The following is a 24955-nucleotide window of genomic DNA, read 5'->3' as shown; positions in this document are numbered from 1 at the left end:
CTCAGCGGCGCTTGCTGCCGCCCATCAGGCTGCCCAGCGCGCCGCGCAGCAGCTCGCGGCCCAGGCGCCGCGCCTCGCCCTTGACGACGCTTTGCACCAGCCCGTCGTACTGGCCGCCGCGCGGGCCGGTGCGGCCAAACAGCGCCTCCTTGACCGCAGTGCCCATGTCGCCCAGCAGGCCGCCGCCGGCTGCAGGGTCTTGGGCCGGCGTGCCCGCTGCGGTGCCTGGCGCAGCACTGGCGGGCGCTGCGTTGCGCTGCAGCAGTACCTCATATGCCGACTCGCGATCCACCGCCTGGTCGTAGACGCCGGCGACCAGCGACTGCGCCATCAGCGCGCGGCGCTGGGCGTCGGTGATCGGGCCGATCTGGCTGCCCGGCGGGACGACGTAGGCGCGCTCGGTCGGCTGCGGCCGGCCCTTGGCGTCCAGCAGGCTGACCAGCGCCTCGCCGACGGCGAGTTCGGTGATGGCGGCCTCGATGTCCAGCCCCGGGTTGGGGCGCATCGTGGTGGCCGTGGCCTTGACCGCCTTCTGGTCGCGCGGGGTGAAGGCGCGCAGCGCGTGCTGCACGCGGTTGCCCAGCTGGGCCAGCACGCTGTCGGGGATGTCCATGGGGTTTTGCGTGACGAAGTACACGCCCACGCCCTTGGAGCGCACCAGACGCACGACCAGCTCGATGCGCTCGACGAGCACCTTGGGCGCGTCGGCGAACAGCAGGTGGGCCTCGTCGAAGAAAAACACCAGCTTCGGAACCTCCGGGTCGCCGATCTCGGGCAGGCGCTCGAACAGCTCGGACAGCATCCACAGCAGAAAGCTGGCGTACAGGCGCGGCGCGTTCATCAGCTTGTCGGCCGCCAGGATGTTGACGACGCCCCGGCCGTCCACGGTCTGCATGAAGTCCTCGATGTCGAGCATGGGCTCGCCGAAGAACTGGTCGCCTCCCTGTTGCTCGATCTGCAGCAGCCCGCGCTGGATGGCGCCGACGCTGGCCGCCGAGATGTTGCCGTAGCCGGTGGTGAACTGCTTGGCGTTGTCGCCCACGTGCTGCAGCATGGAGCGCAAGTCCTTCATGTCCAGCAGCAGCAGGCCGTTGTCGTCGGCAATCTTGAACACCAAGTTGAGCACGCCGGCCTGCGTGTCGTTCAGCCCCAGCATGCGCGCCAGCAAGAGCGGCCCCATGTCGCTGATGGTGGCGCGCACCGGGTGACCCTGCTGGCCGAACACGTCCCACAGCGTGGTGGGGCAGGCCAGCGGCGCGGGCGGCTCTATGCCGCGCTCGGCCAGCACCTGGGCCAGCTTGCCATCGATGCGCCCGGCCTGGCTGATGCCCGACAGGTCGCCCTTGACGTCGGCCATGAAGACCGGCACGCCGATACGCGAGAACTGCTCGGCAAGCGTTTGCAGCGTCACCGTCTTGCCGGTGCCGGTGGCGCCGGTGATCAGACCGTGGCGGTTGGCCAGCTGGGGCAGCAGCTGGCAGGTAGTGGCGGCATTGCGTGCAATCAGTAGGGGATCGGCCATGGCAGAGGGTGTGTCAAAAGTAGAATCCGGAGGTTAGATCATTCCATGAATAAAGGACGCTGCAGTGGCAGGACACAGCAAATGGGCCAACATCCAGCACCGCAAGGGGCGCCAGGACGAGAAGCGCGGCAAGATCTGGACCCGCATCATCCGTGAAATCTCGGTGGCCGCGCGCCAGGGCGGCGGCGACCTGAACGCCAACCCGCGCCTGCGCCTGGCGGTGGACAAGGCCAAGGCGGCCAACATGCCGGCCGACCGCATCAAATACAACATCGACAAGGCCTGCGGCAACGTGGACGGCCTGGTGTACGAGGAAATCCGCTACGAGGGCTACGGCATTGGCGGCGCGGCCATCATCGTCGACACCATGACCGACAACCGCGTGCGCACCGTGGCCGAGGTGCGCCACGCCTTCAGCAAATACGGCGGCAACATGGGCACCGAGGGTTCGGTGGCCTTTCAGTTCAAGCACTGCGGCCAGCTCGTCTTTGCCCCCGGCACCAGCGAGGAGCAGGTGATGGAGGTGGCGCTGGAGGCGGGTGCCGAGGACGTGGTCGCCGACGACGAGGGCGCCATCGAGGTGCTGACCGCGCCCGGAGACTTCGAAGTAGTGCGCGATGCGCTGGCCGCCGCGGGCCTGGCGCCGGAGCTGGCCGAGGTGACGATGCGCGCCGACAACACGATCGAGCTTGAAGGCGAGGACGCAGAGCGCATGCAAAAACTGCTGGACGTGATCGAAGACCTGGACGACGTGCAGGCGGTCTACCACAACGCCGCGCTGTAAGACCTTGAACACGTTCTAAATGCAGCAGGCACTGCCGCGCATGGCGCGGCCTTTTTTGACTGCCCCCGCATGGGGGCCTTGTTCTTTTGACGACGGCGCATGGAGCCCGCGATGAAAATTCTGGTGATCGGAGGCGGCGGCCGTGAACACGCACTGGCCTGGCGGCTGGCCCAGTCGCCGCGCGCGACCAAGGTCTACGTGGCGCCGGGCAACGGCGGCACGGCGCTGTCGCCGCGCCTGGAGAACCTGCCCATCACCGACGTGCAGCAGCTGCGCGCCTGGGCGCAGCAGGAAAAGATTGCACTGACCGTCGTCGGTCCCGAGGCGCCGCTGGCCGCAGGCGTGGTCGACGAGTTCCGCGCCCACGGGCTGAAGATCTTCGGCCCCACCCAGGCGGCCGCGCAACTGGAGAGCTCCAAGGCCTTCTCCAAGGACTTCATGCAGCGCCACGGCATTCCGACGGCCGCCTACCAGAGCTTCACCGACGCGCAGGCCGCGCACGCCTACGTCGACCGCCTGGGCGCGCCCATCGTCGTCAAGGCCGACGGACTGGCCGCGGGCAAGGGCGTGGTCGTGGCCGCTACTGCCAAGGAAGCCCACGACGCGGTCGACTTCATGCTGGTGGACAACAAATACGGCGTGGCGCACAACGAAGGCGGCGCGCGCGTGGTCATCGAGGAATTCCTCGAAGGCGAGGAAGCCAGCTTCATCGTGCTGTGCGACGGCAAGAACGTCTGCGCGCTGGCCACCAGCCAGGATCACAAGCGGCTCAAGGACGGCGACGCCGGCCCCAACACCGGCGGCATGGGAGCGTATTCGCCGGCGCCGGTGGTGACGGCCGATGTGCATGCGCGCGCGATGCGCGAGATCATTTTGCCGACCATCCGTGGCATGGAAAAAGACGGCATTCCGTACACCGGCTTTCTGTACGCCGGCCTGATGATCGACGCCCAAGGCCATTTGAAGACGCTGGAGTTCAACTGCCGCATGGGCGACCCCGAGACCCAGCCCATCCTGATGCGCTTGAAGAGCGACCTCGTCGAGGTGCTGCTGGCGGCCGTGGACGGCAGGCTTGACCAGGTCGAGCTGCAGTGGGACCGGCGCACCGCGCTGGGCGTGGTGATGGCCGCGGCCGGCTACCCCGAAGCGCCGCGCAAGGGCGACGCGATCACCGGCATTGCGCCCGAGGCGGACGACGCCATGGTGTTCCACGCCGGCACGCAGCTCGTGGGCGGGCAGCTTCAGGCCAGCGGCGGGCGCGTGCTGTGCGTGACAGCGCTGGCCGACAACGTGCGCCAGGCGCAGCAGCGTGCCTACGACGTGGTGCGCGCCATCCATTTCGACGGTGCGCAGTGGCGCAGCGACATTGGCCATCGCGCCATCAAGAACGGCTGAAGGCGGCGATCGATGACGAGCACTCCCCCGTTTCACAGCAGCGCCACCACCGCCCAGGTGCGCTCCTATCTTGAAGAGCTGCAGGCGCGCATCATGGCTGCGCTGGAAACCGCCGAAGGCGAGGGCGGCGCCCGCGCGCTGGTCGACGCCTGGCGCAAGGAGCCGGGCGAGCCGCTGCAGGGCGACGGCATCACCCGCATCATCGAAGGTGGGCGCGTGTTCGAGCGCGCCGGCTGCGGCTTCTCGCACGTGCGCGGCGCACGCCTTCCGGCGTCGGCCACGCAGCACCGCCCGCAACTGGCGGGCGCGCCGTTCGAGGCCATGGGCGTGTCACTGGTGTTCCACCCGCGCAACCCCTACGTGCCAACGGTTCACATGAACGTGCGCATGCTGGCCGCAGGCCACCCGGGGCAGGAGGCGGTGTGCTGGTTTGGCGGCGGCATGGATCTGACGCCGTATTACGCGTTCGAAGAGGACGCGGTGCACTTCCACAAAAGCTGCCGCGATGCGCTGGCGCCGTTTGGCCAGGATCTGTACCCGCGCTTCAAGCAGTGGTGCGACGAGTATTTCTACCTGAAGCACCGCGACGAGCAGCGCGGCATCGGCGGCATCTTCTTCGACGATTTTTCCGAGCTTGGCCTGGAGCGCAGCCTGGCGATGACGCAAAGCGTGGGCGACGCCTTTCTTGGCGCCTACCTGCCCATCGTCGAGCGGCGCCAAGACATGGCCTGGGGCGAGCGCGAGCGCGACTTCCAGCTGTACCGGCGCGGGCGCTATGTCGAGTTCAACCTGGTGATCGACCGCGGCACGCACTTCGGCCTGCAGTCGGGCGGGCGCACCGAGTCCATCTTGCTGTCCATGCCGCCGCAGGCGGCCTGGAGCTACCAGCGCCAATGGGAGGACGGCTCGCCCGAGGCCGAGCTGACCCGCCGCTTTCTGCCGCGCCGCGACTGGCTCTAGCCCGTACGACAGGCGCAATGCTTCCTCCATAATGAAAGGCCTGCAGCCACTGCCGGCCTTTTGCTCCTTCTTTCCCACTCGCACTACATATCGCCGATGACCACCACGACCCGATCGGACGCCGCCGCCAAGCGCGACGTGACCAAACTCCAGCGCGCCATCGTCGATGGCCTGGAGGACGTCAAGGCACAAGACATCCAGGTTTTCAATACCGAGCACCTGTCGCCGCTGTTCGAGCGCGTGATCGTTGCCACCGGCGGCTCCAACCGCCAGACCAAGGCGCTGGCCGCCAGCGTGCGCGACGCGGTGCGTGACGCGGGCTTCGACAAGCCGCGCACCGAGGGCGAGGAAAACGGCGAGTGGATCATCGTCGACTGCGGCCAGGCCGTGGTGCACGTGATGCAGCCGGCCATCCGCCAGTACTACCGTCTGGAGGAGATCTGGGGCGACAAGCCGGTGCGCTTGAAGCTGGGCAGCGCCAAGCCGCGCAAGATCACCGCGTCCGAAGACGCGAGCGCGCCGGCCAGGGCTCCCGCCAAAAAGGCGCCGGCGAAGAAGGTCACGGCAAAGAGCCCCACAAAGAAGAGCCCGGCCCGCCCGGCTGCGGCAAAGAAGGCAGCGGCCACGGCAGCCACCGGCAAGCGCGGCACGGCCAAGCCCGCGGCAAAGACTGCCGCCAAGACTGCAGCAAAGACCCCAGCAACCAAGGCACCGATCAAGAAGGTCGTGGTCAACAAGCCGGTCGCCAAGAAGGCAGGGGCCAAGTCTGCTGCAAAACCTGCGGCCAAGAAGGCGCCGGTACGCACCGCTGCAGGCAAGCCCGCCGCCAAGAAATCTGCCGCGCGCAAATAGGGCGCCGGCTGACGCTGTCCGATGAAGCTGCTCATCGTCGCCGTCGGCCAGCGCGTGCCCGACTGGGCGCAAACGGCGTACGACGACTACGCCAAGCGTTTCCCGCCCGAACTGAAGGTGGAGCTCAAGGCGGTCAAGACCGAGCCGCGCGGCTCCAAGAGCCTGGACACCCTGTACGCGGCCGAGCGCGCGCGCATCGAGGCGGCCATTCCCCGCGGCACGCGCGTGGTCGTGCTCGACGAGCGCGGCACCAGCCTGACGACCAAGGCGCTGGCCGTGCGCCTGAAGGACTGGCAGTTGGGCGGCGACGACGTGGCCCTGGTCATTGGCGGGCCCGATGGCCTGGAGCCCGCGTTTCGCCAAGCGGCGCACGAGCGCATCCGCCTGTCCGACCTGACGCTGCCGCACGCCATGGTGCGCGTGCTGCTGATCGAGCAGCTGTACCGCGCCTGGTCGGTCAATGCCGGCCATCCCTACCACCGCGAGTGAAAAATCACCGTCCGGATCGCCCGCACGCCATGCCTGATTTCATCTACCTCGCCTCGCAAAGCCCGCGCCGGCGCCAGTTGCTCGACCAGATCGGCGTGCGCCATGAACTGCTGCTGGCCGAGGCCGGCGAGGACGCCGAGGCGCTGGAGGCCGTGCTGCCCGGCGAGGCGCCGGCCGCCTATGTGCAGCGCGTCACGGCGCTCAAGCTCGACGCTGCCGTTGCCCGCCACGCGCGCCGCGGCCTGCCGCCCGCGCCCATTCTGTGTGCCGATACCACGGTGGCGTTGGACGATGCCATCCTCGGCAAGCCCGAGGATGCGCAGGACGCAGCGCGCGTGCTGGCCGCACTGTCCGGGCGCGCGCACCAGGTGCTGACCGCCGTGGCGCTGCAGCACGGGGCGCGGCGCAGCGCGGCGCTGTCGGTCTCGCAGGTGCACTTCGGTGTGCTGTCGCACGCGCAGATCGACGCCTACGTCGCCAGCGGCGAGCCGCTGGGCAAGGCCGGCGCCTACGGCATCCAGGGACGGGCAGGGCAGTTCGTGCAGCACATCAGCGGCAGCTACAGCGCCATCATGGGTTTGCCCTTGTTCGAGACGGCGCAGCTGTTGCGCGCTGCGGGGGTGCTGGAGCCGTGACGGCCTGAGTCCGGCCGGCGGCCACTCAGAGCGTGTGGCTGGCCAGCCTGGCGGTGTCGGGGATGTGGATGTCGCGCTTGTCGATGCGGATCAGGCCGGCGGACTCCAGCTCGTGCAACACGCGCGAGAAGTATTCGGGCGTGATCGACAGGCGCGAGGCGATCGTCGCCTTGCTCACCGGCAGCGAGACGCTGCGCATGCCCTGGCTGGGGCTGGCCGGGTGGCCTTGCGTTTCCTCAGGCAAGGCGTTGAGCAGGTAGCCGATCACGCGCTGCGTGCCGTTGTGCAGCGTGTAGGTCTGTACGTCGTGCACCAGGCCGTGCAGGCGCCGCGAGATGCCGGCGAGCATGTGCATGGCAAAGCGCGGGTCGTTCTCGATCTCGCGCACCACCGCGTCCTTGGACACGCTCAGCAGCAGCGAGTCGGCCAGCGCCTGGGCGTTCACGATGTAGGGGCGGTCGGTGAACATCAGCGCCTCGGCAAACGACATGCCGGGGCCGATCAGCTCGATCACTTTTTCCTGCCCGGTCGGCGAGATGGCGTAGAGCTTGATGCGGCCGGTGACGACGACGTGGAACTCCTCGCACGGCGTGCCGACGTGGAACACGTGATCGCTGCGGCCGTATTTGCGCAACCGGCAGCCCGTGGAGATGCGCTGCATTTCCTGCGGCGTCATCTCCTGGAACAGGGGCAGGGCGCTGAGGTAGCGGGGGATGTCGAAGTGCGCGGCGTCCATGGGTGCGCACTGTACAGGGAAAACCCAGTGGTCCCCCTTGGTAAATGTCAAACTGCCAGCGCTGTCGCGCTCCGTCTCAGTGCGACGTCCCCTCGCTGCGCGTGATCTTGTTCCATACGTTGTATTTGCCCACGGGCTTGTTCATCGGCAGGCGCTTGACCTCCTTGAAGGTGCCTGCGTCGTAGACGATGAGCGCGCCGTCCGCCTCCGATACGCTGGCCAGCGCGTAGCGGCCGTCGCGGGTGAACTCGATGTGCGCCAGCGTCTTGCCCGGCTCGCGCACCTGGGCCACGGGCTCCAGGGTGCGCTTGTCGATGACGGTCAATGTGTCGCGCGCGCTGGGGCTCATCATCGAGTCGGTCCAGGCGTAGGGCGTGTCTTCATGGCTGCGCATGAAGAAGCCGGGGCCGGGCGTGGGAATGGTGCGCACCGTCTTCCAGGTCTTCATGTCGATCACGTCGATGGCGCCGCCGCCCAGGTTGGGGCTGGCGAGCACGGTGGTGCCGTTCCAGGCGAACGTGATGCCCGAGCCCAGGTGGGGCATGCCGGCGATCGGCAGGTCGGCCACCTTGACGCGTGCGTCCAGGTTGACCACCTGGGCGCTGGCTGCCTGGCTGCCCTTGGCCGGGCGAGTGGCGCCCAGCACGTGGCGGTAGGGCTGGTCGAAGAAAAAGTCGTCCAGCGGATCTTGCAGCGGCGTGCGGCGCACGTTCAGGTAGCCGGGCCTGGCAATGCCTTCGCCCATCTTGTAGTCGTGCACCAGGCCGTCATAGATCGGCTCGGCCTTTTCGTCGTAGGAGATCTCCCAGACCTCGGGGATGTCCTTGAGCGCCACGATGAAGCTGTGGCGCGGCGTTGCGTCGTAGACGGCCGACACGCGCGAGCTGGCCTTGCCGTCCAGCGTCGTCGCGTCGTAGGTCTTGACCAGGTTGAGGTCGGCGTCGAACAGCGCCAGCGTGTGCGGCAGGTAGTTGGCCGCGATCACCCAGCGCCCGTCGCCACTGACGGCGACGTTGCGCATGTTCAGGCCGGCGCGCACCTCGGCGACGACGCGCAGGCGGTACAGGTCGTACTTGGTGATCCAGCCGTCGCGCGAGCCGAAGAAGACGTAGCGCCCGTCGGGCGTGAACTTGGGGCCGCCGTGCAGCGCAAAGCGGCTCTGGAAGCGCGTGATCGGCTCGAAGGTGTCGCCGTCGAGCAGCGTGACGTGATGGTCGCCCGCCTCGACGACGACGAACAGGTTCATCGGGTCGGCCTGCCACAGCGGCGTGGCGGGTTCGCCGGCGGGCAGCGGCGTGCTCTCGCGCGATGCGCGGATATCGGCTTCTTCCCAGCGCGGCGCGGGCACGACCGGCGTGCGCACCCAGTCGGCCAGCGTCTGCATTTCGGCGTCGCTGAGCTGGTCGGCAAAGCCGCCCATCTGCGTGGCCTGACGGCCTTCGCGGATCACGCGCAGCACCTCGGGCGCGCGGATGCGCGCCAGGCTCTCGGGCAGCAGCGCCGGGCCCATCAGGCCGGTGCGCTGCTCGCCGTGGCAACTGGCGCAGTGCTGCTGGTAGAGCCGGGGTGCTTGCGCGAGCGCCGTGCCTGCATCGGGCACCGGCGCCTGCGCGTGGACGGCGCCCAGGGGCAGCAAGGCGGCGGCAAGGGCCAGCGCGCCGCGGCGCAGGGTGTTCTTCAAGGTCTTCATCGGGTGCGTGACGGCCGGCGGGGGCCGTGCGGAATGCAGGGTCAGGCAGTGGCGGGCGCGACGTTGATGGTGCGCCGGCTCTTGCCCTTGGAGGGCGTGAACGGGGTGCTGGGCGCGCCGACTTCCTCGTCGCTCAGGTAGCAGCCCGGGTCTTCGAACCAGGGGTTGCCCGTCAGCTGCTGGGCGCGCACGCGGGTGTTGCCGTTGCAGATCGCCAGATACTGGCAATCGCGGCAGCGCCCCTGCACCGGGCGCGGGTGTTGCTTGAGGCCGGCCATCAACGGGTCGCTGGTGTCGTTCCAGATCTCGGAGAACGGGCGGTCGCGCACACAGCCCAGGTCGTGGTGCCACCACATGGTGTCGGGGTGCACATGGCCCAGGTTGTCGATGTTGGCCACCATCTGGCCGCTGGCGTTGCCGCCCCAGCGCACCAGGCGCTCGTGCAGGGCGCTCTCCCACTGCGGCAGGTTGCGGCGCACCCACTGCAGCAGGTAGGGGCCGTCGGCGTCGTTGTTGCCGCTCACGTAGTCGTCCATGCAGCCGGCCTGCGCGTCGCGCCAGGCGTGCTCGAACAGCAGATCCATGGCCGCGCGCGTGCTCTGGTGGTGCGCGTCCTTGTCGCGGTGGATGTTGCCGCGCCCGGCGTAATTCAGGTGCGAGAAGTAGAACTTGTTGGCGCCTTCGTCCTTCATCAGCTGCAGCAGATTGGGCAGGTCGTGGGCGTTGAGCGCGGTCATCGTGAAGCGCAGCCCCACCTTGACGCCGTGGCGCGCCAGGTGGCGGATGGCGGCCAGGCTGCGGTCGAAGGCGCCGTCCAGACGCCTGAATTTGTCGTGCGTGGGCTTGAGGCCGTCCAGGCTGATGCCGACGTAGTCGAAGCCGGCGCCGGCGATGCGCTCGGCCAGCGGCGCGTCGATCAGCGTGCCGTTGCTTGACAGGCCGGTGTAGAAGCCCATTTCCCGCGCGCGGGCGGAGATTTCGAAGATGTCCGGGCGCAGGAGCGGCTCGCCGCCGGACAGAATGAGCGCCGGCACGCCAAAGGCCTTGAGGTCGTCCATGACGGTATAGACCTCGGGCAAGGTGAGCTCGCCCTCGTAGTCGTGGTCGGCCGACAGCGCGTAGCAGTGCTTGCAGGTGAGGTTGCAGCGGCGGATCAGGTTCCAGATGACGACGGGGCCGCGCGCCTGGCGGTCGCGCACCTGGGGGTATTGGCCGGTTTGCTCGGCTTGCGCGAGTTCGCGCATGTACTGGCTGATTCGGAACATGGCAATCGGATCGGTGAGGGGCGCAGCCGGCGTAGGGCAGGCGGCGCATGTGGGGTTAGTCTTTGATGCGCAGGCCGGTTTTTTTGAGAATGGCCGTGGAGTACAGGATGTCGTGGCCGCGGCAGGCCGCGCCCAGCAGCGCGGCGACTTCGCCGGCCTGCTGCTCGACCGCCTCGCGGCCGGTGCCGTGCAGCATGGCGAACAGGTTGTAGGGCCAGTCGGGCAGGTGGCGCGGGCGGCGGTAGCAGTGCGACACGCCGGGCAGCGCGGCCACCTGGCGGCCCAGTGCCGAGACCTGCTCGTCGTCCACGTCCCACACGCTCATGCCGTTGGCGGTATAGCCCAGGCGATAGTGGTTGGGCACGGCCCCGATGCGCCGGATCAGCCCGCTGCGCTGCATGGCCTGCAGGCGCTGGCGCACCTGCTCGCCACTGACGCCCAGCATGGCGCCGACTGCCTCGTAGGGGCGTGCGACCAGGGGCAGGCCGCCCTGGGTGGCGGCGATCAGGTCGCGGTCAAAGCGATCCAGTTGCTGCATGGGTTTCTCCGCTGTGTTGGGCTAGTACAGCAACCTGGAAGTAGAGGAACACAATGAAAGCGATGGATTCGCGCTCAGGGCAAGGCGCAAACCGCAGCGATAGCCGTAGCTATCGCGAGGATTTGCAACGCCGCCATGGGTGCGAAGACACGCTTTCATGTTTCGATATTTCCAGGTTGCTGTACCAATGCCTGCTGCGCCGACAGGCGCAGCTCGACGAAATACTCTTCTTCCTTGGGGAAGGCATAGACCGGCAGGCCCACTGCGTCTTCGATGCGCGCCAGCGCGTCGCTGGCAAGCGCCGGCGACTCGGCGCCGATGACGAACCACATGTTCAGCCGGTGCGTGCGCCGGTAGTTGTGCGCCACCTCGGGAAAGCTGTTGACCACGGCGTTGACCGCGTCGAAGCGCTCCTCGGGCACGCTCAGCGCCGCCAGCACGAACTGGCCGCCCGCGCGCTCGATCTGGAACAGCGGGCCAAAGCGCGTGAGCACGCCGTGCGCCAGCAGCTGCTGCAGGCGCTCGATCACACGCTCCTCACTCCAGCCCAGCGCCTGGCCGACGACGGTGAACGGGCGGTCGTCCAGCGGGAAGCCGCCGTGCAGGTAGTCGATCAGCTGGGCGTCTTCATGGGTGAGCATCGCAGGACTCCGAAGTGACGGGCGCGTGCGCGGCAAACCGGCGCGCGCCGGTCTGCTTGAAGCGGCGCAGCGAGAACAGCACCGCGTGGGGCGTGTGCTGCAGACCGGCGGCGGCGACGGTCTCGCGCACGCGCCGGGCGACGGCGTCGCGGTCGCGCCCGTGGATCATGCAGTACAGGTTGTAGTGCCAGCCGGGTGCGCGCGCGCGTCGGTAGGCCAGCGTCACGCCACTCAGGTGCGCCAGCGCGTCGCCATAGCGGTCGGCCGCGTCGTCGGGCACGTCGAACACGGTCATGGCGTTGGCGGAAAAACCCAGCTCGTGGTGGCGTACGACGACGCCAAAACGCGCCAGCAGGCCGCCATCCAGCCACTGCTGCAGCCGCTGCAGCACCTCGCCCGCGCCGCAGCCCAGCTGCTCGGCCCAGGCGCCGTAGGGGCGCTCGACCAGCGGCAGACCCTGCTCGGCCAGCGCGGCCAGTGGCCAGTCGCCGGGCGACAGCTGCGACGGCGCAGCGCGCGTGGGGCGTGCGTGCTCGCTGCCCTCGTCGCGCAGGTTGAAGGCGGTGTCGATGCGGTAGGGCCGCAGCATGGGCAGGCGCAGCACGGCAAGGCCGGTATCGCGCTCGATGTGCTGCAGCAGCCGCTCGACCTGGGATCTATCTGCGCCGGTGGCGACGAACCACAGGTTGACCTGGTGCTCACGTTGGTAGTTGTGGTTGACGCCCGGGTGACTGGAGACGACGGCGGCCACCGCGTCGAGCCGCTCGGGCGGTACGGCCATGGCCGCAAGCGTGGAGGCGCCGCCCGCGCCCGGCGCAAAGACCGCTCCGACGCGGCTGACCGCGCCCGCGCGCTGCAGCGCGGCGAGGCGGTCGCGCACGGCGGGGCAGGGCAGATCCAGCGCGTCGCCCAGCGCGGCGAACGGGCGCTCGACCAGCGGAAAGCCGCGCTGCCAGCGGTTGAGCAGGTCGAGGTCCGGGGCGTGCGCGCGTACCTGGGCCGCCATGGCTCAGAACCCCATGCGCTGGGCGCGCGCGGTAAAGAAGATGCCGCTGGGCGCGTCGACCGCCAGCGACGCCTGGAGCGTGAGCGTGTGCGTGTCGTAGACCTGCACGCGGTTGTCGTCGCGGCAGCTGATCCACACCGATTCGCCGCGCGGCGTGAACTCCATGTGCAGCACGGCGCGGCCCGGCTCGATGGTCTGCACCACCTGCTGGCTGGGCGTGTCGATGACCTGCACGCGGTGGTAGTCGGGCACGGAGAAGTTGACCCAGACCTGGCGCCCGTCGGGGCGCGCCATGACGAATACCGGCTGACCCGCCACGGCAATGCGGCCGACCTCGGCCCAGGTGCTGGTGTCGACGATGAGCACTTCGTGGCGCCCGACGGCGGGCAGGTAGGCGTGGCGCCCGGCAATCGCCCAGCCGCGCAGGTGAGGCATCTTGTAGACCGGCAGCGGTTTTTCACCGCGGCCGTAGTCGGCCAGGATGCGCGCTACCCGCGGCTCGCTCTGCCACAGGTCGACCATGGCCAGGCCGTCCTCGCCAAACAGGCCGGCGATGTAGTGGCGGCCGTTGGGAGAGACCAGCGCGTCGTAGGGCTGCTTGCCGATGTCGGGCAGCGTGGTGATCTGCGGCTTGCGCGGATCGCTCAGGTCGGCAATGCAGATGGCGCCGGCGTCGAACAGGCTGTAGACGAAGCGGCGCTGGGGCAGGTCGGCCAGGCCGACGACGCGCGAGCGCTTGCCGTCGGCCATGGCGGCCGGAACGTCGGCCAGCAGCTCCAGTGTGGCGGCGTCGAACACCTTGATGCCGCCGGGCGTGTAGTTCTGCGCGACGATGAGCGTGCCGTCGGCGCTGATGGCGCCGCCGATCGAGTTGCCCGCCTGCAGCACGCGGTGGGTGATGCGCTGGGTGAGGATGTCGACGCGCGTGACCGCGCCGTCGCGGCCGAAGATGTAGGCAAAGCGCGCATCGCGCGAGAACACGACCGAGGCGTGCGACAGGTCGCCAAGACCCGTGACGCGGCCGTAGATGCTGCGGCTGCTGGTGTTGACCAGCGTGAGCGCGCCGGCGGCGCGCTCGATGACCACCCCCAGGTCGCCCGTGCCTTGCACGGCGGCCGGGGAGGGCGCGGAAGCGGGGGAGGAGACGGCCGCGCAGCCGCTGGCCAGCGCGGAGACGCCGGCCGTGAGGGACAGAAGGGCGCGCCGCTTCATTGGGGAGAACTCCGGGATTCGAGGGGAAAGCCGCCGACCAGTTGCCGGGCGATCCATGCGGCCTCGTCTTCGTTGAGCATGGCGCTCCACGGGGGCATGGGGGTGTCCGGCAGGCCGTGCAGGATGACGGCGCTGACGTAGTCGGCGGGTTTGGTGGCCAGCGCCTCGCGCGTGAGCGCAGGGCCCAGGCCGCCGGTCAGTTGCATGCCGTGGCATGAGCCGCAGTCCTGGCGCACCATGTGCACCAGCTGGGCCTGGCGCTCGGGCGCGGGCTCGGTCTGGGCGCTGGCAGTGCCCGCCGCCGCCAGGGGCAGGGCCAGGCACAGCAGCAGGCGGGTCAGGATGGGCGTCATGTCAGGCATGGCAGCTAGGGCTTAGTAGACGTCGTGCTGGGTGTTGTAGACGTTGAACTTGCCCGTCGGCGTGACCAGGCGCTTGTCGTCGAGCACGGTCTTGCAGGTGCGCGTCTTGTCGTCGACGACCACGATGGCCGACTGCTTGTCCTTGGCACTCCACACCGAGAACCAGACCTCGTCGCCCGCCTTGTTGTACTCGGGCTGCACCACGCGCTTGGCACCGTCGTCCTTGATGTTGGCGCAGGCGGCAATGTCGATGATCTGCGGTGCCTTGGTCAGGTCGCGGATGTCGAACACGGCCACGCTCTGGCTGAGCTTGGGATCGGGGTTGAGCGTGGTGTCGACCCACAGGTTGTTGGACTTGGGGTGCGTCTTGATGAACAGCGAGCCGCCGCCCTGGCCTTCCAGCGTCTGCACGACCTTCCAGGCGTTGCTCTTGTGGCCCTTGGGATCGGTGCCGATGATGGCGATGCTCTCGTCACCCAAGCCAGAGGTAGCCCACACCGGGCCGAACTTGGGGTGCTTGAAGTTGGCGCCGCGGCCCGGGTGCGGGATCTTGCCCACGTCGATGATCGCCTCCAGCTTGCTCTTCTTGGTGTCGATCACCACGATCTGGTTGGACGAGTTGGCCGCCGTCAGGAAGTAGCGCTGTGTGCTGTCGAAGCCACCGTCGTGCAGGAACTTGGAGGTGGCGATCTTCGTCATCTTCAGGTTCGTCAGGTCGGTGTAGTCGACCATCCAGATCTTGCCGGTTTCCTTGGCGTTGACCAGGAACTCGGGCTTCTCGTGGCTGGAGACGATGGCGGCCACGCGCGGCTCGGGGTGGTACACGTTGTCGATGTCCATGCCGCGCGTGCCGACGACCTTGCGCGGCTTGAGCGTATCGCCGTCCATCAGCACGAACTGGGGCGGCCAGTAGGTGCCGGCAATCGCGATCTTGTCTTCCCAGCCCTTGAACTTGCTGGTCTCGATCGAGCGCGCCTCCAGGCCGACCTTGATCTCGGCGACGTTGTCGGGCTTCTCCATCCACAGGTCGATCAGGTTCACGCGTGCGTCGCGGCCGATCACGTACAGGTAGCGCCCGTTGGCGCCCATGCGCGAGATGTGCACTGCGTAGCCGGTCTTGACGATGTTGATGATTTCTTTCGTATCGCCGTCGATCAGCGCGATCGTGCCGTCGTCGCGCAGCGTCACCGAGAAGATGTTCTCGATGTTGTACTTGTTCATCTTCTTGGTCGGGCGCTCGGCGACGGGGATGTACTCCTTGCGGGTCTTCTCCATGTCCTCGAGCGAGAACTCGGGCGGCGTCGGCGGCGTGTGCTGCACGTAGCGCGCCATCAGATCCACGGTCGCCTCGTCGAAGTCACCCGAGGTCAGCCAGTTGGGCATGCCCGCCGGCGAGCCGTAGGCGATGAAGGTCTTGAGGTACTCGGTGCCGCGCTCCAGCGTGATGTCCGGAGTCAGTGCCTTGCCGGTAGCGCCCTTGCGCAGCACGCCGTGGCAGCCGGCGCAGCGCTCGAAGTAGATCTGGCGCGCGCGGTCGAACTCGGCTTGCGTCATGGCCGGCATCTTCGGATCGTCGGCACGGTGCATTTCCTCGCCGGACATCGAATACGGTGCGCCGCGGAACTGCGCCTCCGGACTCTTGACGTCGGTGGTGGGGGCGCCTGGCTCGGCCGGCTGCTGCGCCACGGCGGTCAGCGCGGTCGCGGACACGACAGCGGCGGCGGCCAGTGCGACCAGTTTGGCAATCCTCTTGTCTTTCATTTGTGGGTCCTCTGCATCACGGATCAGCGGTTGGGCGGGTTCGGGCTGCTGCCCTGACCCCCTCGCCGAGGTAGCTGTCCATTCCCTCTTCTTGCGAGTGACCCTATCGTCGCAGTGTCAATAGGGCGATGTCCTTGAACCAGGTCAAGGACGCACGCATCGGCTGTCAGAACAATCGGGGAAAACCCACAACTGGCAGCCCGCACGGGCAGTCTTTCCAGGCTTGCCACGAGAGAGATCACGATGAGCTTTATTGAACAAGCGCGCTGGTTCGGCACCACCGACACCCCCGAGACCGCCACCCGTCCCGGGCGCGTGACCCTGGTGGGGGCAGGCCCGGGCGACCCGGAATTGTTGACGCTGCGCGCCGTGAAGGCGCTGCGCGGCGCGCGCATGGTGCTCTACGACCATCTGGTGAGCAAGGACGTGCTGCGCTACGTGGCCGAGGACGCAGACCTGATCTACGTTGGCAAGGAGGCCTCGCACCACACCTTGCCGCAGGAGTCGATCATCGACCTGATGCTGCGCCTGGCGCGCAGCGGCCGCAGCCTGGTGCGCCTCAAGGGCGGCGACGGCTTCATCTTCGGGCGCGGCGGCGAGGAGGCCATGGCGCTGGCGCAGGCCGGCATCGCGTTCGACGTGGTGCCCGGCATCACCGCCGCGCAGGCCGCCGGCGCCTGCGCCGGCATTCCACTCACCCACCGCGACCATGCCTGCACGCTGGTGTTTGCCACTGGCCACCTGCGCGCCGGGCGCCAGGTGGAGCTGGACTGGCCGGCGCTGGCGCGGCTCAACCAGACCGTGGTGATCTACATGGGCGTGGGCAATCTGCCGGTGATCTGCAGCGAATTGCAGCGCCACGGCCTGCCCGGCGACACGCCGGCCGCGCTGGTCGAACAGGCGTCGCTGCCCAGCCAGCGCACCGTCGCCGGCACGCTGGAGCGGCTGCCGGCGCTGGCGCGCGAGCAGCGCGTGCGCGCGCCGGCGCTGATCGTGATTGGCTCCGTCGTCTCGCTGCAGCCGCAGCTGGCCGCTGGCATGGCGCAGCGGGCGCTGGAGCACGGCCTGGCGTAATCCCGGCATGGGCGAGTTTCGGGCATGATCAATGCCTGAAATTTCCCAGGTGGCCGGCATTGCGCCCAGCCACCACGATCCCATGCAACAAGACATCCTCATCAATTGGTCTCCGCAGGAGACGCGGGTGGCCGTGGTCGAAAACGGCGCGATCCAGGAACTGCACGTCGAGCGTGCGCTCGAGCGCGGCCTGGTCGGCAACGTCTATCTTGGCAAGGTCTCGCGCGTGCTGCCCGGCATGCAGTCGGCCTTTGTCGACATCGGCCTGGAGCGCGCCGCCTTTCTGCACGTGGCCGACGTCTGGCAGCGCCAGGAAGGCGGCGAAGCGCCGATGTTCGCGCGCAAGGGCGAGCCGGCCGTGCCCATCGAGAAACAGGTCTTCGAGGGCCAGTCGCTGATGGTGCAGGTCATCAAGGATCCGATTGGCAGCAAGGGCGCGCGCCTGTCCACGCAAATCAGCATTGCCGGGCGGCTGCTGGTGTTTTTGCCGCAGGACGACCACGTCGGTATTTCGCAAAAAATACCGTCCGGCGAGCGCGACGCGCTGCGCGCGCGCCTGCAGGCGCTGGTAGGCGACGAGGCGCACGGCGGCGTGGGCGGCGGTTTCATTTTGCGCACCAACGGCGAGGACGCCAGCGACGCCGAGCTGTCCGAGGACATCGCCTATCTGCGCAAGACCTGGCTGCGCATCAAGGAGGCGGCGCAGCGCCTGCCGGCCAAGTCGCTGCTGCACCAGGACCTGGATTTGCTGCGCCGCGTGCTGCGCGATCTGGTGGGCGAGGCCACGCAGAGCATCCGCATCGACTCGCGCGAGCAGTTTGCCGCGCTGCAGCTCTTTGGCAGCGAGTTCATGCCCGCGGCGGCGGCCAAGCTGCAGCTGTACAAGGGAGAGCGGCCGATCTTCGACCTGTACGCGATCGACGAGGAGATCGCGCGGGCGCTGGGGCGGCGCGTCGAGCTCAAATCGGGTGGCTACCTGATCATCGACCAGACCGAGGCGCTCACCACGGTGGACGTGAACACCGGCGGCTTCGTCGGTGCGCGCAACTTCGACGACACCATCTTCAAGACCAACCTGGAGGCGGCCGGCGCGATTGCCCGCCAGCTGCGGTTGCGCAACCTGGGCGGCATCATCATTGCCGACTTCATCGACATGCTGCGCGAAGACCATCAGCAGCAGGTGCTGGCCGAGTTTCGCAAGCAGCTGGCGCGCGACCGGGTCAAGACCATGGTTGGCGGCTTCTCGCCGCTGGGGCTGGTCGAGCTCACGCGCAAGCGCACGCGCGAGTCGCTGGCGCACATACTGAGCGAGCCCTGCCCGACCTGTCACGGCGTGGGCGAGATCCGCACCGCGCGCAGCGTCTGCTACGACGTCCTGCGCGAGCTGCTGCGCGAGGCGCGCCAGTTCAATCCGCGCGAGTTCCGCGTGATCGCGGCGCCGCAGGTCATCGACCTGTTCCTGGATGAGGAAAGCCAGCACCTGGCCGGGCTGTCGGACTTCATCGGCAAGCCGATCTCGCTGCAGGCCGAGACGGTGATGGCACAGGATCAGTACGACATCGTGCTGCTATAGCAGGCGCTGCGCGCGGTGGCGCCCCGCCGCGGTCAGCGCATGTCCGCCGTGTGCACGCCAAAGTGGCCGGCGCGGCGGTCGGCAAAAAAACATTCCAGCGTGTGGCGCACGGTGCGAAACGCCAGTGCTTCCCAGGGGATGTCTTGCTCGTCGAACAGGCGCGCCTCGATGGTTTCGTGCCCGGGGTCGAACCGGTCGTTGTGCAGCCTGGCCAGGTGGTAGATGTGCACCTGGCCGACCAGCGGCACGCTCATCACCGTAAACAGCGCGCCCAGCGTGAACTGCGCACCTGCTTCTTCCACGGTTTCGCGCGCCGCGCCTTCGGCCACGGTCTCGCCCAGCTCCATGAAGCCCGCGGGCAGCGTCCACTTGTATTTGCGCGGCTCGATGTTGCGCTGGCACAGCAGCACCTGATCGCCGAGCACCGGCACGGTGCCGACCACGGTCAGCGGGTTTTCATACTGGATGGTGCCGCAGGCGGTGCAGATGGCACGCTCGCGCGTGTCGCCGTCGTCGGGAACGCGGTATTGCACGGGCGCGCCGCATTGGTTGCAAAACTGAATATGGGGGCGATAGAGCATGCAGGAGGACAGTGGGGCGCAAGGGGCGGGAGTCAGGCGACGTGCAGGCGCAGAGGCGCCAGGCCGTCGATGCCGGCTTCGAGCGTGTCGCCCGGCTGCACCGCGGCGACGCCCTCGGGCGTGCCGGTGAAGATCAGGTCGCCGGGCTGCAGCTGCCAGGCGCGCGAGAGGTGTTCGATGGTTTCGGCCACGCTCCAGATCAGCTGATCGATGCTGCTGCGCTGGCGCTCCTGGCCGTTGACCTGCAGCCAGATGCCCGCCTTGTCGATGGCGCCCGCCTGGGCCGCGGGCGTGAGCGCTCCAATCGGTGCGCTGGCGTCGAAGCCCTTGGCGATGCACCAGGGCCGGCCCTGCTTCTTCATCTCGGCCTGCAGATCGCGGCGCGTCATGTCCAGCCCCACCGCATAGCCCCAGACATGGCTGGGCGCGTCGGCCGCGGCAATGTCGCGCCCGCCCTTGCCGATGGCCACGACCAGCTCCACCTCGTGGTGCAGGTCTTGCGTCAGTGGCGGATAGGCCATGCGTGCGCTGCTGTCCGGCCCCGCGGGAACGACTGCGTCAGCCGGTTTCATGAAGAAGAACGGCGGCTCGCGGCCTGTGAATCCCATCTCGCGCGCATGCGCCGCGTAGTTGCGGCCCACGCAGTAGATGCGATGCACGGGGAAGAGGGCATCACTGCCGCGCACGGGCACACAGGCCTGGGGCAGGGGGGCGATCACGTAGGACATGGGCGGGGTGGGCGTGAGAGGGCAATGCCTTGCAGTGTGCCACGCCCCGCGTATGCTTTGCAGCCATGCAACCCATTTCCAGCCCTGCCTTCAGCGCCACTCCCGGCTCCATCCCCAGCGATTGGCTGCCCCCCGACTGGCCGGCCCCCGCCCATGTGCATGCGCTGCACACCACGCGCCAGGGCGGCTGCAGCGCACCACCCTGGGACAGCTTCAACCTGGGGCGCTCCGTGGGCGACGATCCGGCCGCTGTCGAGGCCAACTGGCGCGCCCTGGCGCGGGCCGTCGCCGGCGCAGGCGAACAGGTGCGGCTGCCCTGGCTGCGCCAGGTGCATGGCACGCGGGTACAGGTGCTGGATGGAAATACGCCGTCGGGCCAGGAGGCCGATGCGTGCATGACGCGCTCGCGCCATGTGGCCTGCACGGTCATGGCCGCCGACTGCCTGGCGGTGCTGCTGACGGATCAAGAGGGTAGCTGCGTCGCAGCGGCCCACGCGGGCTGGCGTGGGCTGGCGGGCGGCGTGCTTGAAGAGGTGGTGGCGCGCCTGCGCGCGACATCGCCCGGGTCGCTGGCGCTGATGGCGTGGCTGGGCCCCTGCATCGGGCCGACTGCCTTCGAGGTGGGGCCCGAGGTGCGGCAGGCATTCATCGCGCAGGACGCGCAGGCGGATCGGCACTTCGCGCCGGGCGCGCGGCCGGGCAAATACCTGGCCGACCTGGCGGCGCTGGCGCGCCAGCACCTGGTGCGCGCAGGCGTCACCGCGCTCTATGGCAACGACAGCAGCGCCGACTGGTGCACGGTGGGCGCGCCGCTACGGTTCTTCTCGCACCGGCGCGACAGCGTCCGGCTCGGCAGCACCGGGCGCATGGCCGCCAGCATCTGGATGGCGTGACTGCTGCTGGCTGCGTGCGCGCAGCGCCCGCTTGCGCGCCGGCGTACCCAGAATGTAGAGCACGATGGACAGCGGCAGGATGCCGTAGAACACCAGCGTGATGGCCGCACCCAGCAGCGAACCGTGGGGAGAAAAGGCTTCCGCGAGGGCCATCATCACGGTGATGTAGAGCCAGCCAATGGCAACGAGGTACATGGATACGGGAATAGGTCAAAGATACTAATCACAACCCCTGTCTCAGGAGTGACACCGGATATCATGACCCGATCAACAACAGAAAGTGTCGGAGGAGAAGCCATGCATTCTGATGCAGACTGGCAAGAGAGCGCACGCCAATTCCAGGCCATGGTGCAGGACAACTGGGGCCGCATGCTGCAGGCGCTGCAGCCGATGACCAGTGCACAGGCGGGCGGGTCAGCGTCGGCGCAGCCGCCGCTGCCGTCCATTACTTTCGCCCCTGAGCGGCTGGCCCAGTTGCACCAGCAGTATCTGGAGGACGCCCGAAACCTGTGGAGCCAGAGCGGACAGCCAGAGCCCGACGCGAAGAGCCGTGACAGGCGTTTTGCGGGTCAGGGCTGGGCGTCCAATCCTATGGCTTCCTTCGCGCTGGCGCTCTACCAGACGAATGAGCGCGTACTCAAAGGCCTGGCCGATGCGGTGCAGACCGACGAGAAGACGCGCGCGCGCATCCACTTTGGCGTGGATCAGTGGCTGGCCGCAATGGCGCCGAGCAACTTCCTTGCGCTCAACCCCGATGCGCTGGAGAAAGCGGTGCAGACCCGGGGCGCCAGCCTGGCCAAGGGCGTGGCCAACCTGCTGCACGACATGCGCCAGGGCTATATCTCGATGACCGACGAGAGCAATTTCGAGGTGGGGCGCAACGTCGCCACCACTGAAGGCGCGGTGGTCTACGAGAACGAACTGTTCCAGCTGCTGGAGTACAAGCCGCTGACCGACAAGGTGTACGAGCGGCCGCTGCTGATGGTGCCACCGTGCATCAACAAGTACTACATCATGGACTTGCAGCCGTCCAACTCGCTGATCCGCTACGCGGTCTCGCAGGGCCAGCGCACCTTTGTCGTAAGCTGGCGCAATCCCGATGCGTCGCTTGCCGACAAGACCTGGGACGATTACATCGGCGCCGCGGTGCTCGACGCCATCGCCGTGGTGCAGCGCATCGGCGGTGCCAAGCAGATCAACGCCCTGGGCTTTTGCGTGGGCGGCACCATGCTGGCCAATGCGCTGGCCGTGCTGGCCGCGCGCGGCGATGACACGGTGGCCAGCGCCACCTTCCTGACGACGCTGATGGACTTCACCGAAACCGGTGTGCTGGACGTGTTCATCGACAAGGCCTTCGTGCAGCTGCGCGAGACGCAAATGGGACAGGGCGGGCTGATGAAGGGCCAGGACATGGCCGCCACGTTCAGTTTTCTGCGCCCCAACGACCTGGTGTGGAACTACGTCGTCGGCAACTACCTCAAGGGCGAGACGCCGCCGGCCTTCGACCTGCTGTACTGGAACTGCGACAGCACCAACCTGCCTGGCCCGTTCTACGCTTGGTATCTGCGCAATTTCTACCTTGAGAACAAGCTGGTGCAGCCCGGCGCGCTGACCGTGTGCGGCGAAAAGCTCGATCTGGGCAAGGTCAAGCTGCCGGTCTATCTCTACGGCTCGCGCGAGGATCACATCGTGCCCATCGATGCGGCATACGCGTCCACCCAGGTGCTGGCGGGCAAGAAGCGTTTCGTCATGGGGGCCTCGGGCCACATCGCCGGCGTGATCAACCCGCCGGCGGCCAACAAGCGCAGCCACTGGTTGCGCGAGGACGGCAAATTTCCCGCAGCGCTGCAGGACTGGGTGGACGGCGCAGCCGAGCACCCGGGCAGCTGGTGGGACGATTGGGCCGCATGGCTGGCCAGCCATGCGGGCAAGCAAAAAACCGCTCCCAAGGACTATGGGCGTGCGCCGCAATACCAGGCGATCGAGCCGGCGCCGGGCCGCTACGTCAAGCAGAAATCCTGACGGCACGCCGTTGTTGATTTTTACAAAGGAGAGAACCATCATGCAAGACATCGTCATTGTTTCGGCCGTGCGCACGGCCGTCGGTAAATTCGGTGGAGCGCTGGCCAAGACGCCCGCCACGACACTGGGCTCCATCGTCATCAAGGAGGCGCTGGCGCGCGCGGGCGTGGGGCTCGACCAGGTCGGCGAGGTCATCATGGGCCAGGTTCTGGCCGCGGGCTGCGGGCAGAACCCGGCGCGCCAAGCCATGATGGCCGCCGGCGTCGACCGGCATACACCGGCGCTGACGATCAACGCAGTCTGCGGCTCGGGCCTGAAGGCCGTGATGCTGGCAGCGCAGGCGGTTGCCGCGGGTGACAGCGAGATCGTCGTTGCCGGCGGCCAGGAGAACATGAGCCTGGCGCCGCACGTTCTCAACGGCTCGCGCGAAGGCCAGCGCATGGGCGACTGGAAGATGGTCGACTCGATGATCGTCGACGGCCTGTGGGACGTATACAACCAGTACCACATGGGCATCACGGCCGAGAACGTCGCCAAGCAGCACGCCATCACGCGCGAGATGCAGGACGCGCTGGCGCTGGCCAGCCAGCAAAAGGCCGCGGCCGCGCAGGACGCGGGCCGCTTCAAGGACGAGATCGTCCCGGTCAGCATCCCGCAGCGCAAGGGCGATCCGGTCGTCTTTGATGCCGATGAATACCTCAACCGCAAGACCAGCGCCGACGCGCTGGCCGGCCTGCGCCCGGCGTTCGACAAGGCAGGCAGCGTGACCGCGGGCAATGCCTCGGGCATCAACGATGGCGCCGCCGCCGTTGTGGTGATGAGCGCAGCCAAGGCCGCCGCACTGGGCTTGAAGCCGCTGGCGCGCATCGCCGGCTACGCCACCAGCGGGCTCGATCCGGCGACGATGGGCATGGGGCCGGTGCCGGCCTCGCGCAAGGCCCTGTCACGTGCGGGCTGGAGCGTGGGCGACGTCGATCTGTTCGAGCTCAACGAGGCGTTCGCCGCACAGGCCTGTGCGGTCAATCAGGAACTGGGCGTCGATCCGTCCAAGGTCAACGTCAACGGCGGCGCGATCGCCATTGGCCACCCGATTGGCGCTTCGGGCTGCCGCATCCTGGTGACGCTGCTGCACGAGATGCAGCGCCGCGATGCCAAGAAGGGCCTGGCCGCACTGTGCATCGGCGGCGGCATGGGTGTGTCGCTGGCCCTGGAGCGCTGACGGGCGGCTTTGGCAAGAGCGCGCCACTGGCGGTTTACCCGTAAATGGCGCGTCAGCAAACCCCGCTACAGTGCAAGAGAGCAAGTATTTTCAGGCCAACGAGGAGAAACGCCATGAGTCAGCGAGTTGCATACGTCACCGGAGGCATGGGTGGCATCGGTACCGCCATCTGCCAGCGCCTGCACAAGGAAGGCTTCAAGGTCATTGCCGGCTGCGGCCCCACGCGTGATTACCAGAAATGGCTGGATGAGCAAAAGGCGCTGGGCTACACGTTCTACGCGTCGGTCGGCAATGTCAGCGACTGGGATTCGACGGTCGACGCCTTCGTCAAGGCCAAGGAGGAGCACGGCAACATCGACGTGCTGGTCAACAACGCCGGCATCACGCGCGATCGCATGTTCGTGAAGATGACGCGCGAGGATTGGGACGGGGTGATCGACACCAACCTCAACTCCATGTTCAACGTGACCAAGCAAGTGGTCGCCGACATGGTGGACAAGGGCTGGGGCCGCATCATCAACATCTCCAGCGTCAACGGTGAGAAGGGCCAGGCGGGCCAGACCAACTATTCGGCAGCCAAGGCCGGCATGCACGGCTTCACGATGGCGCTGGCGCAAGAGATGGCCACCAAGGGCGTCACGGTAAATACGGTGGCGCCGGGCTACATCGGCACCGACATGGTCAAGGCCATCCGCCCCGACGTGCTTGAGAAAATCGTCGGCACCGTGCCGGTCAAGCGCCTGGGCGAGCCCAGCGAGATCGCCTCCATCGTTGCCTGGCTGGCCAGCGATGAGGGCGGCTACGCCACCGGCTCCGAGTTCTCGGTCAACGGTGGTCTCCACATGAAGTAAGCCCTGCGGCTTGAAAAGACAAACCCCGCCTTGGCGCAGTGCCGCTCAGTTAAGCCTGAGCGGCATTTTTCTTGATGGGGTAGTGAGTCTTGGTCATGCGCACCTCACGCGGGTAACGTCTGTCGGGTCTGCGAGGTGGCAGCACAAAGCGGCGAATGTTTTGCCG

General features: G+C 67.8%; 25 protein-coding genes. 12 read left to right on the top strand and 13 right to left on the bottom strand.

From position 1 onward, the window contains the following. Window position 1: 1 nt before the first annotated feature. A complete protein-coding gene (locus ABD767_RS11770) occupies window positions 2–1522 on the bottom strand; it encodes a helicase HerA-like domain-containing protein (protein WP_103045866.1) in 1521 nt (506 codons plus the stop codon). 64 nt (window positions 1523–1586) lie between these two features. Here ABD767_RS11770 and ABD767_RS11765 point away from each other — a divergent pair, with 64 nt between their 5' ends. The 6 genes from ABD767_RS11765 to ABD767_RS11740 all read left to right on the top strand — a co-directional run bounded on the left by ABD767_RS11765 (window position 1587) and on the right by ABD767_RS11740 (window position 6637). Next, window positions 1587–2306, top strand: coding sequence for a YebC/PmpR family DNA-binding transcriptional regulator (locus ABD767_RS11765; protein WP_103045867.1), 720 nt, complete (start codon window positions 1587–1589; stop codon window positions 2304–2306). A 111-nt stretch (window positions 2307–2417) separates the two neighbouring features. Next, window positions 2418–3701 (top strand): phosphoribosylamine--glycine ligase, encoded by a 1284-nt coding sequence (purD, locus tag ABD767_RS11760; RefSeq protein ID WP_103045876.1) that lies wholly within the window; start codon window positions 2418–2420, stop codon window positions 3699–3701. Between the two features lie 12 nt (window positions 3702–3713). Further along, window positions 3714–4661 (top strand): oxygen-dependent coproporphyrinogen oxidase, encoded by a 948-nt coding sequence (hemF, locus tag ABD767_RS11755; protein ID WP_103045868.1) that lies wholly within the window; start codon window positions 3714–3716, stop codon window positions 4659–4661. Window positions 4662–4757: 96 nt separating this feature from the next. After that, window positions 4758–5513 (top strand): ribosome silencing factor, encoded by a 756-nt coding sequence (gene rsfS / locus ABD767_RS11750; RefSeq protein ID WP_103045869.1) that lies wholly within the window; start codon window positions 4758–4760, stop codon window positions 5511–5513. A 21-nt stretch (window positions 5514–5534) separates the two neighbouring features. Then, complete coding sequence (rlmH, locus tag ABD767_RS11745) at window positions 5535–6002, top strand: 23S rRNA (pseudouridine(1915)-N(3))-methyltransferase RlmH (RefSeq protein WP_103045870.1); 468 nt, start codon at window positions 5535–5537, stop codon at window positions 6000–6002. Window positions 6003–6031: 29 nt separating this feature from the next. Continuing rightward, window positions 6032–6637 carry a Maf family nucleotide pyrophosphatase gene (locus tag ABD767_RS11740; RefSeq protein WP_103045871.1) on the top strand — a complete coding sequence of 202 codons (606 nt, stop codon included), beginning with the start codon at window positions 6032–6034 and terminating at the stop codon, window positions 6635–6637. Window positions 6638–6662: 25 nt separating this feature from the next. Here ABD767_RS11740 and ABD767_RS11735 read toward each other — a convergent pair whose 3' ends face one another. The 9 genes from ABD767_RS11735 to ABD767_RS11695 form a co-directional block, all read right to left on the bottom strand. Further along, entirely contained in the window at window positions 6663–7373 is a 711-nt protein-coding gene (locus tag ABD767_RS11735; RefSeq protein ID WP_103045872.1) for a cyclic nucleotide-binding domain-containing protein, read from the bottom strand. 76 nt (window positions 7374–7449) lie between these two features. Continuing rightward, a complete protein-coding gene (locus ABD767_RS11730) occupies window positions 7450–9063 on the bottom strand; it encodes a cytochrome D1 domain-containing protein (RefSeq protein WP_103045873.1) in 1614 nt (537 codons plus the stop codon). 41 nt (window positions 9064–9104) lie between these two features. Further along, window positions 9105–10328, bottom strand: coding sequence for a heme d1 biosynthesis radical SAM protein NirJ (gene nirJ / locus ABD767_RS11725; protein ID WP_103045874.1), 1224 nt, complete (start codon window positions 10326–10328; stop codon window positions 9105–9107). Window positions 10329–10383: 55 nt separating this feature from the next. Beyond that, a complete protein-coding gene (gene ahbB / locus ABD767_RS11720) occupies window positions 10384–10866 on the bottom strand; it encodes a siroheme decarboxylase subunit beta (protein WP_103045875.1) in 483 nt (160 codons plus the stop codon). Window positions 10867–11021: 155 nt separating this feature from the next. Next, window positions 11022–11507, bottom strand: coding sequence for an Lrp/AsnC family transcriptional regulator (locus tag ABD767_RS11715; RefSeq protein WP_103046082.1), 486 nt, complete (start codon window positions 11505–11507; stop codon window positions 11022–11024). Further along, on the bottom strand, window positions 11494–12513 hold the full coding sequence (ahbB, locus tag ABD767_RS11710; RefSeq protein WP_103046083.1) for a siroheme decarboxylase subunit beta: 1020 nt from the start codon (window positions 12511–12513) through the stop codon (window positions 11494–11496). The genes ABD767_RS11715 and ahbB (ABD767_RS11710) overlap by 14 nt, the downstream gene beginning before the upstream one ends. A 3-nt stretch (window positions 12514–12516) precedes the next feature. Then, a complete protein-coding gene (locus ABD767_RS11705) occupies window positions 12517–13725 on the bottom strand; it encodes a cytochrome D1 domain-containing protein (RefSeq protein WP_103046084.1) in 1209 nt (402 codons plus the stop codon). Further along, window positions 13722–14087, bottom strand: a complete 366-nt coding sequence (locus ABD767_RS11700) for a c-type cytochrome (RefSeq protein WP_344869702.1) — start codon at window positions 14085–14087, stop codon at window positions 13722–13724. The genes ABD767_RS11705 and ABD767_RS11700 overlap by 4 nt, the downstream gene beginning before the upstream one ends. A 12-nt stretch (window positions 14088–14099) precedes the next feature. Further along, window positions 14100–15689 carry a cytochrome D1 domain-containing protein gene (locus tag ABD767_RS11695; protein WP_425549918.1) on the bottom strand — a complete coding sequence of 530 codons (1590 nt, stop codon included), beginning with the start codon at window positions 15687–15689 and terminating at the stop codon, window positions 14100–14102. Between the two features lie 402 nt (window positions 15690–16091). On the opposite strand from ABD767_RS11695, the gene cobA reads away from it, so the two are divergent. Together cobA and rng are read left to right on the top strand one after the other, a co-directional pair. After that, a complete protein-coding gene (gene cobA / locus ABD767_RS11690; RefSeq protein ID WP_103046087.1) occupies window positions 16092–16922 on the top strand; it encodes a uroporphyrinogen-III C-methyltransferase in 831 nt (276 codons plus the stop codon). Between the two features lie 82 nt (window positions 16923–17004). Beyond that, window positions 17005–18495, top strand: coding sequence for a ribonuclease G (gene rng, locus ABD767_RS11685; RefSeq protein WP_103046095.1), 1491 nt, complete (start codon window positions 17005–17007; stop codon window positions 18493–18495). Between the two features lie 32 nt (window positions 18496–18527). Here the strand turns inward: rng and ABD767_RS11680 are convergent, their stop codons facing one another. Continuing rightward, entirely contained in the window at window positions 18528–19076 is a 549-nt protein-coding gene (locus ABD767_RS11680; protein ID WP_103046088.1) for a zinc ribbon domain-containing protein, read from the bottom strand. Window positions 19077–19108: 32 nt separating this feature from the next. Continuing rightward, entirely contained in the window at window positions 19109–19804 is a 696-nt protein-coding gene (locus ABD767_RS11675; protein ID WP_103046089.1) for a fumarylacetoacetate hydrolase family protein, read from the bottom strand. Window positions 19805–19869: 65 nt separating this feature from the next. Here ABD767_RS11675 and pgeF point away from each other — a divergent pair, with 65 nt between their 5' ends. After that, window positions 19870–20697, top strand: coding sequence for a peptidoglycan editing factor PgeF (gene pgeF, locus ABD767_RS11670; RefSeq protein ID WP_103046090.1), 828 nt, complete (start codon window positions 19870–19872; stop codon window positions 20695–20697). On the opposite strand, the gene ABD767_RS11665 is transcribed toward pgeF, so the two are convergent. Beyond that, window positions 20617–20892 (bottom strand): hypothetical protein, encoded by a 276-nt coding sequence (locus tag ABD767_RS11665; RefSeq protein ID WP_103046091.1) that lies wholly within the window; start codon window positions 20890–20892, stop codon window positions 20617–20619. The genes pgeF and ABD767_RS11665 overlap by 81 nt on opposite strands. Before the next feature lie 102 nt (window positions 20893–20994). Here ABD767_RS11665 and ABD767_RS11660 point away from each other — a divergent pair, with 102 nt between their 5' ends. From ABD767_RS11660 to phbB, 3 genes are all read left to right on the top strand, one after another. Continuing rightward, on the top strand, window positions 20995–22719 hold the full coding sequence (locus ABD767_RS11660; RefSeq protein WP_103046092.1) for a class I poly(R)-hydroxyalkanoic acid synthase: 1725 nt from the start codon (window positions 20995–20997) through the stop codon (window positions 22717–22719). A gap of 40 nt (window positions 22720–22759) precedes the next feature. Then, on the top strand, window positions 22760–23938 hold the full coding sequence (locus ABD767_RS11655) for an acetyl-CoA C-acyltransferase (RefSeq protein ID WP_103046093.1): 1179 nt from the start codon (window positions 22760–22762) through the stop codon (window positions 23936–23938). A 113-nt stretch (window positions 23939–24051) separates the two neighbouring features. Further along, window positions 24052–24789, top strand: a complete 738-nt coding sequence (phbB, locus tag ABD767_RS11650; RefSeq protein ID WP_103046094.1) for an acetoacetyl-CoA reductase — start codon at window positions 24052–24054, stop codon at window positions 24787–24789. The last annotated feature ends 166 nt before the right edge of the window (window positions 24790–24955 follow it).

Origin of the sequence: Comamonas faecalis, assembly GCF_039538025.1 — a bacterium.
Taxonomy (GTDB): Bacteria; Pseudomonadota; Gammaproteobacteria; order Burkholderiales; family Burkholderiaceae_C; genus Comamonas_C; species Comamonas_C faecalis.
Note: the sequence above shows the minus strand (reverse complement) of the source record. Positions and strands in the feature narration are given on the sequence as shown.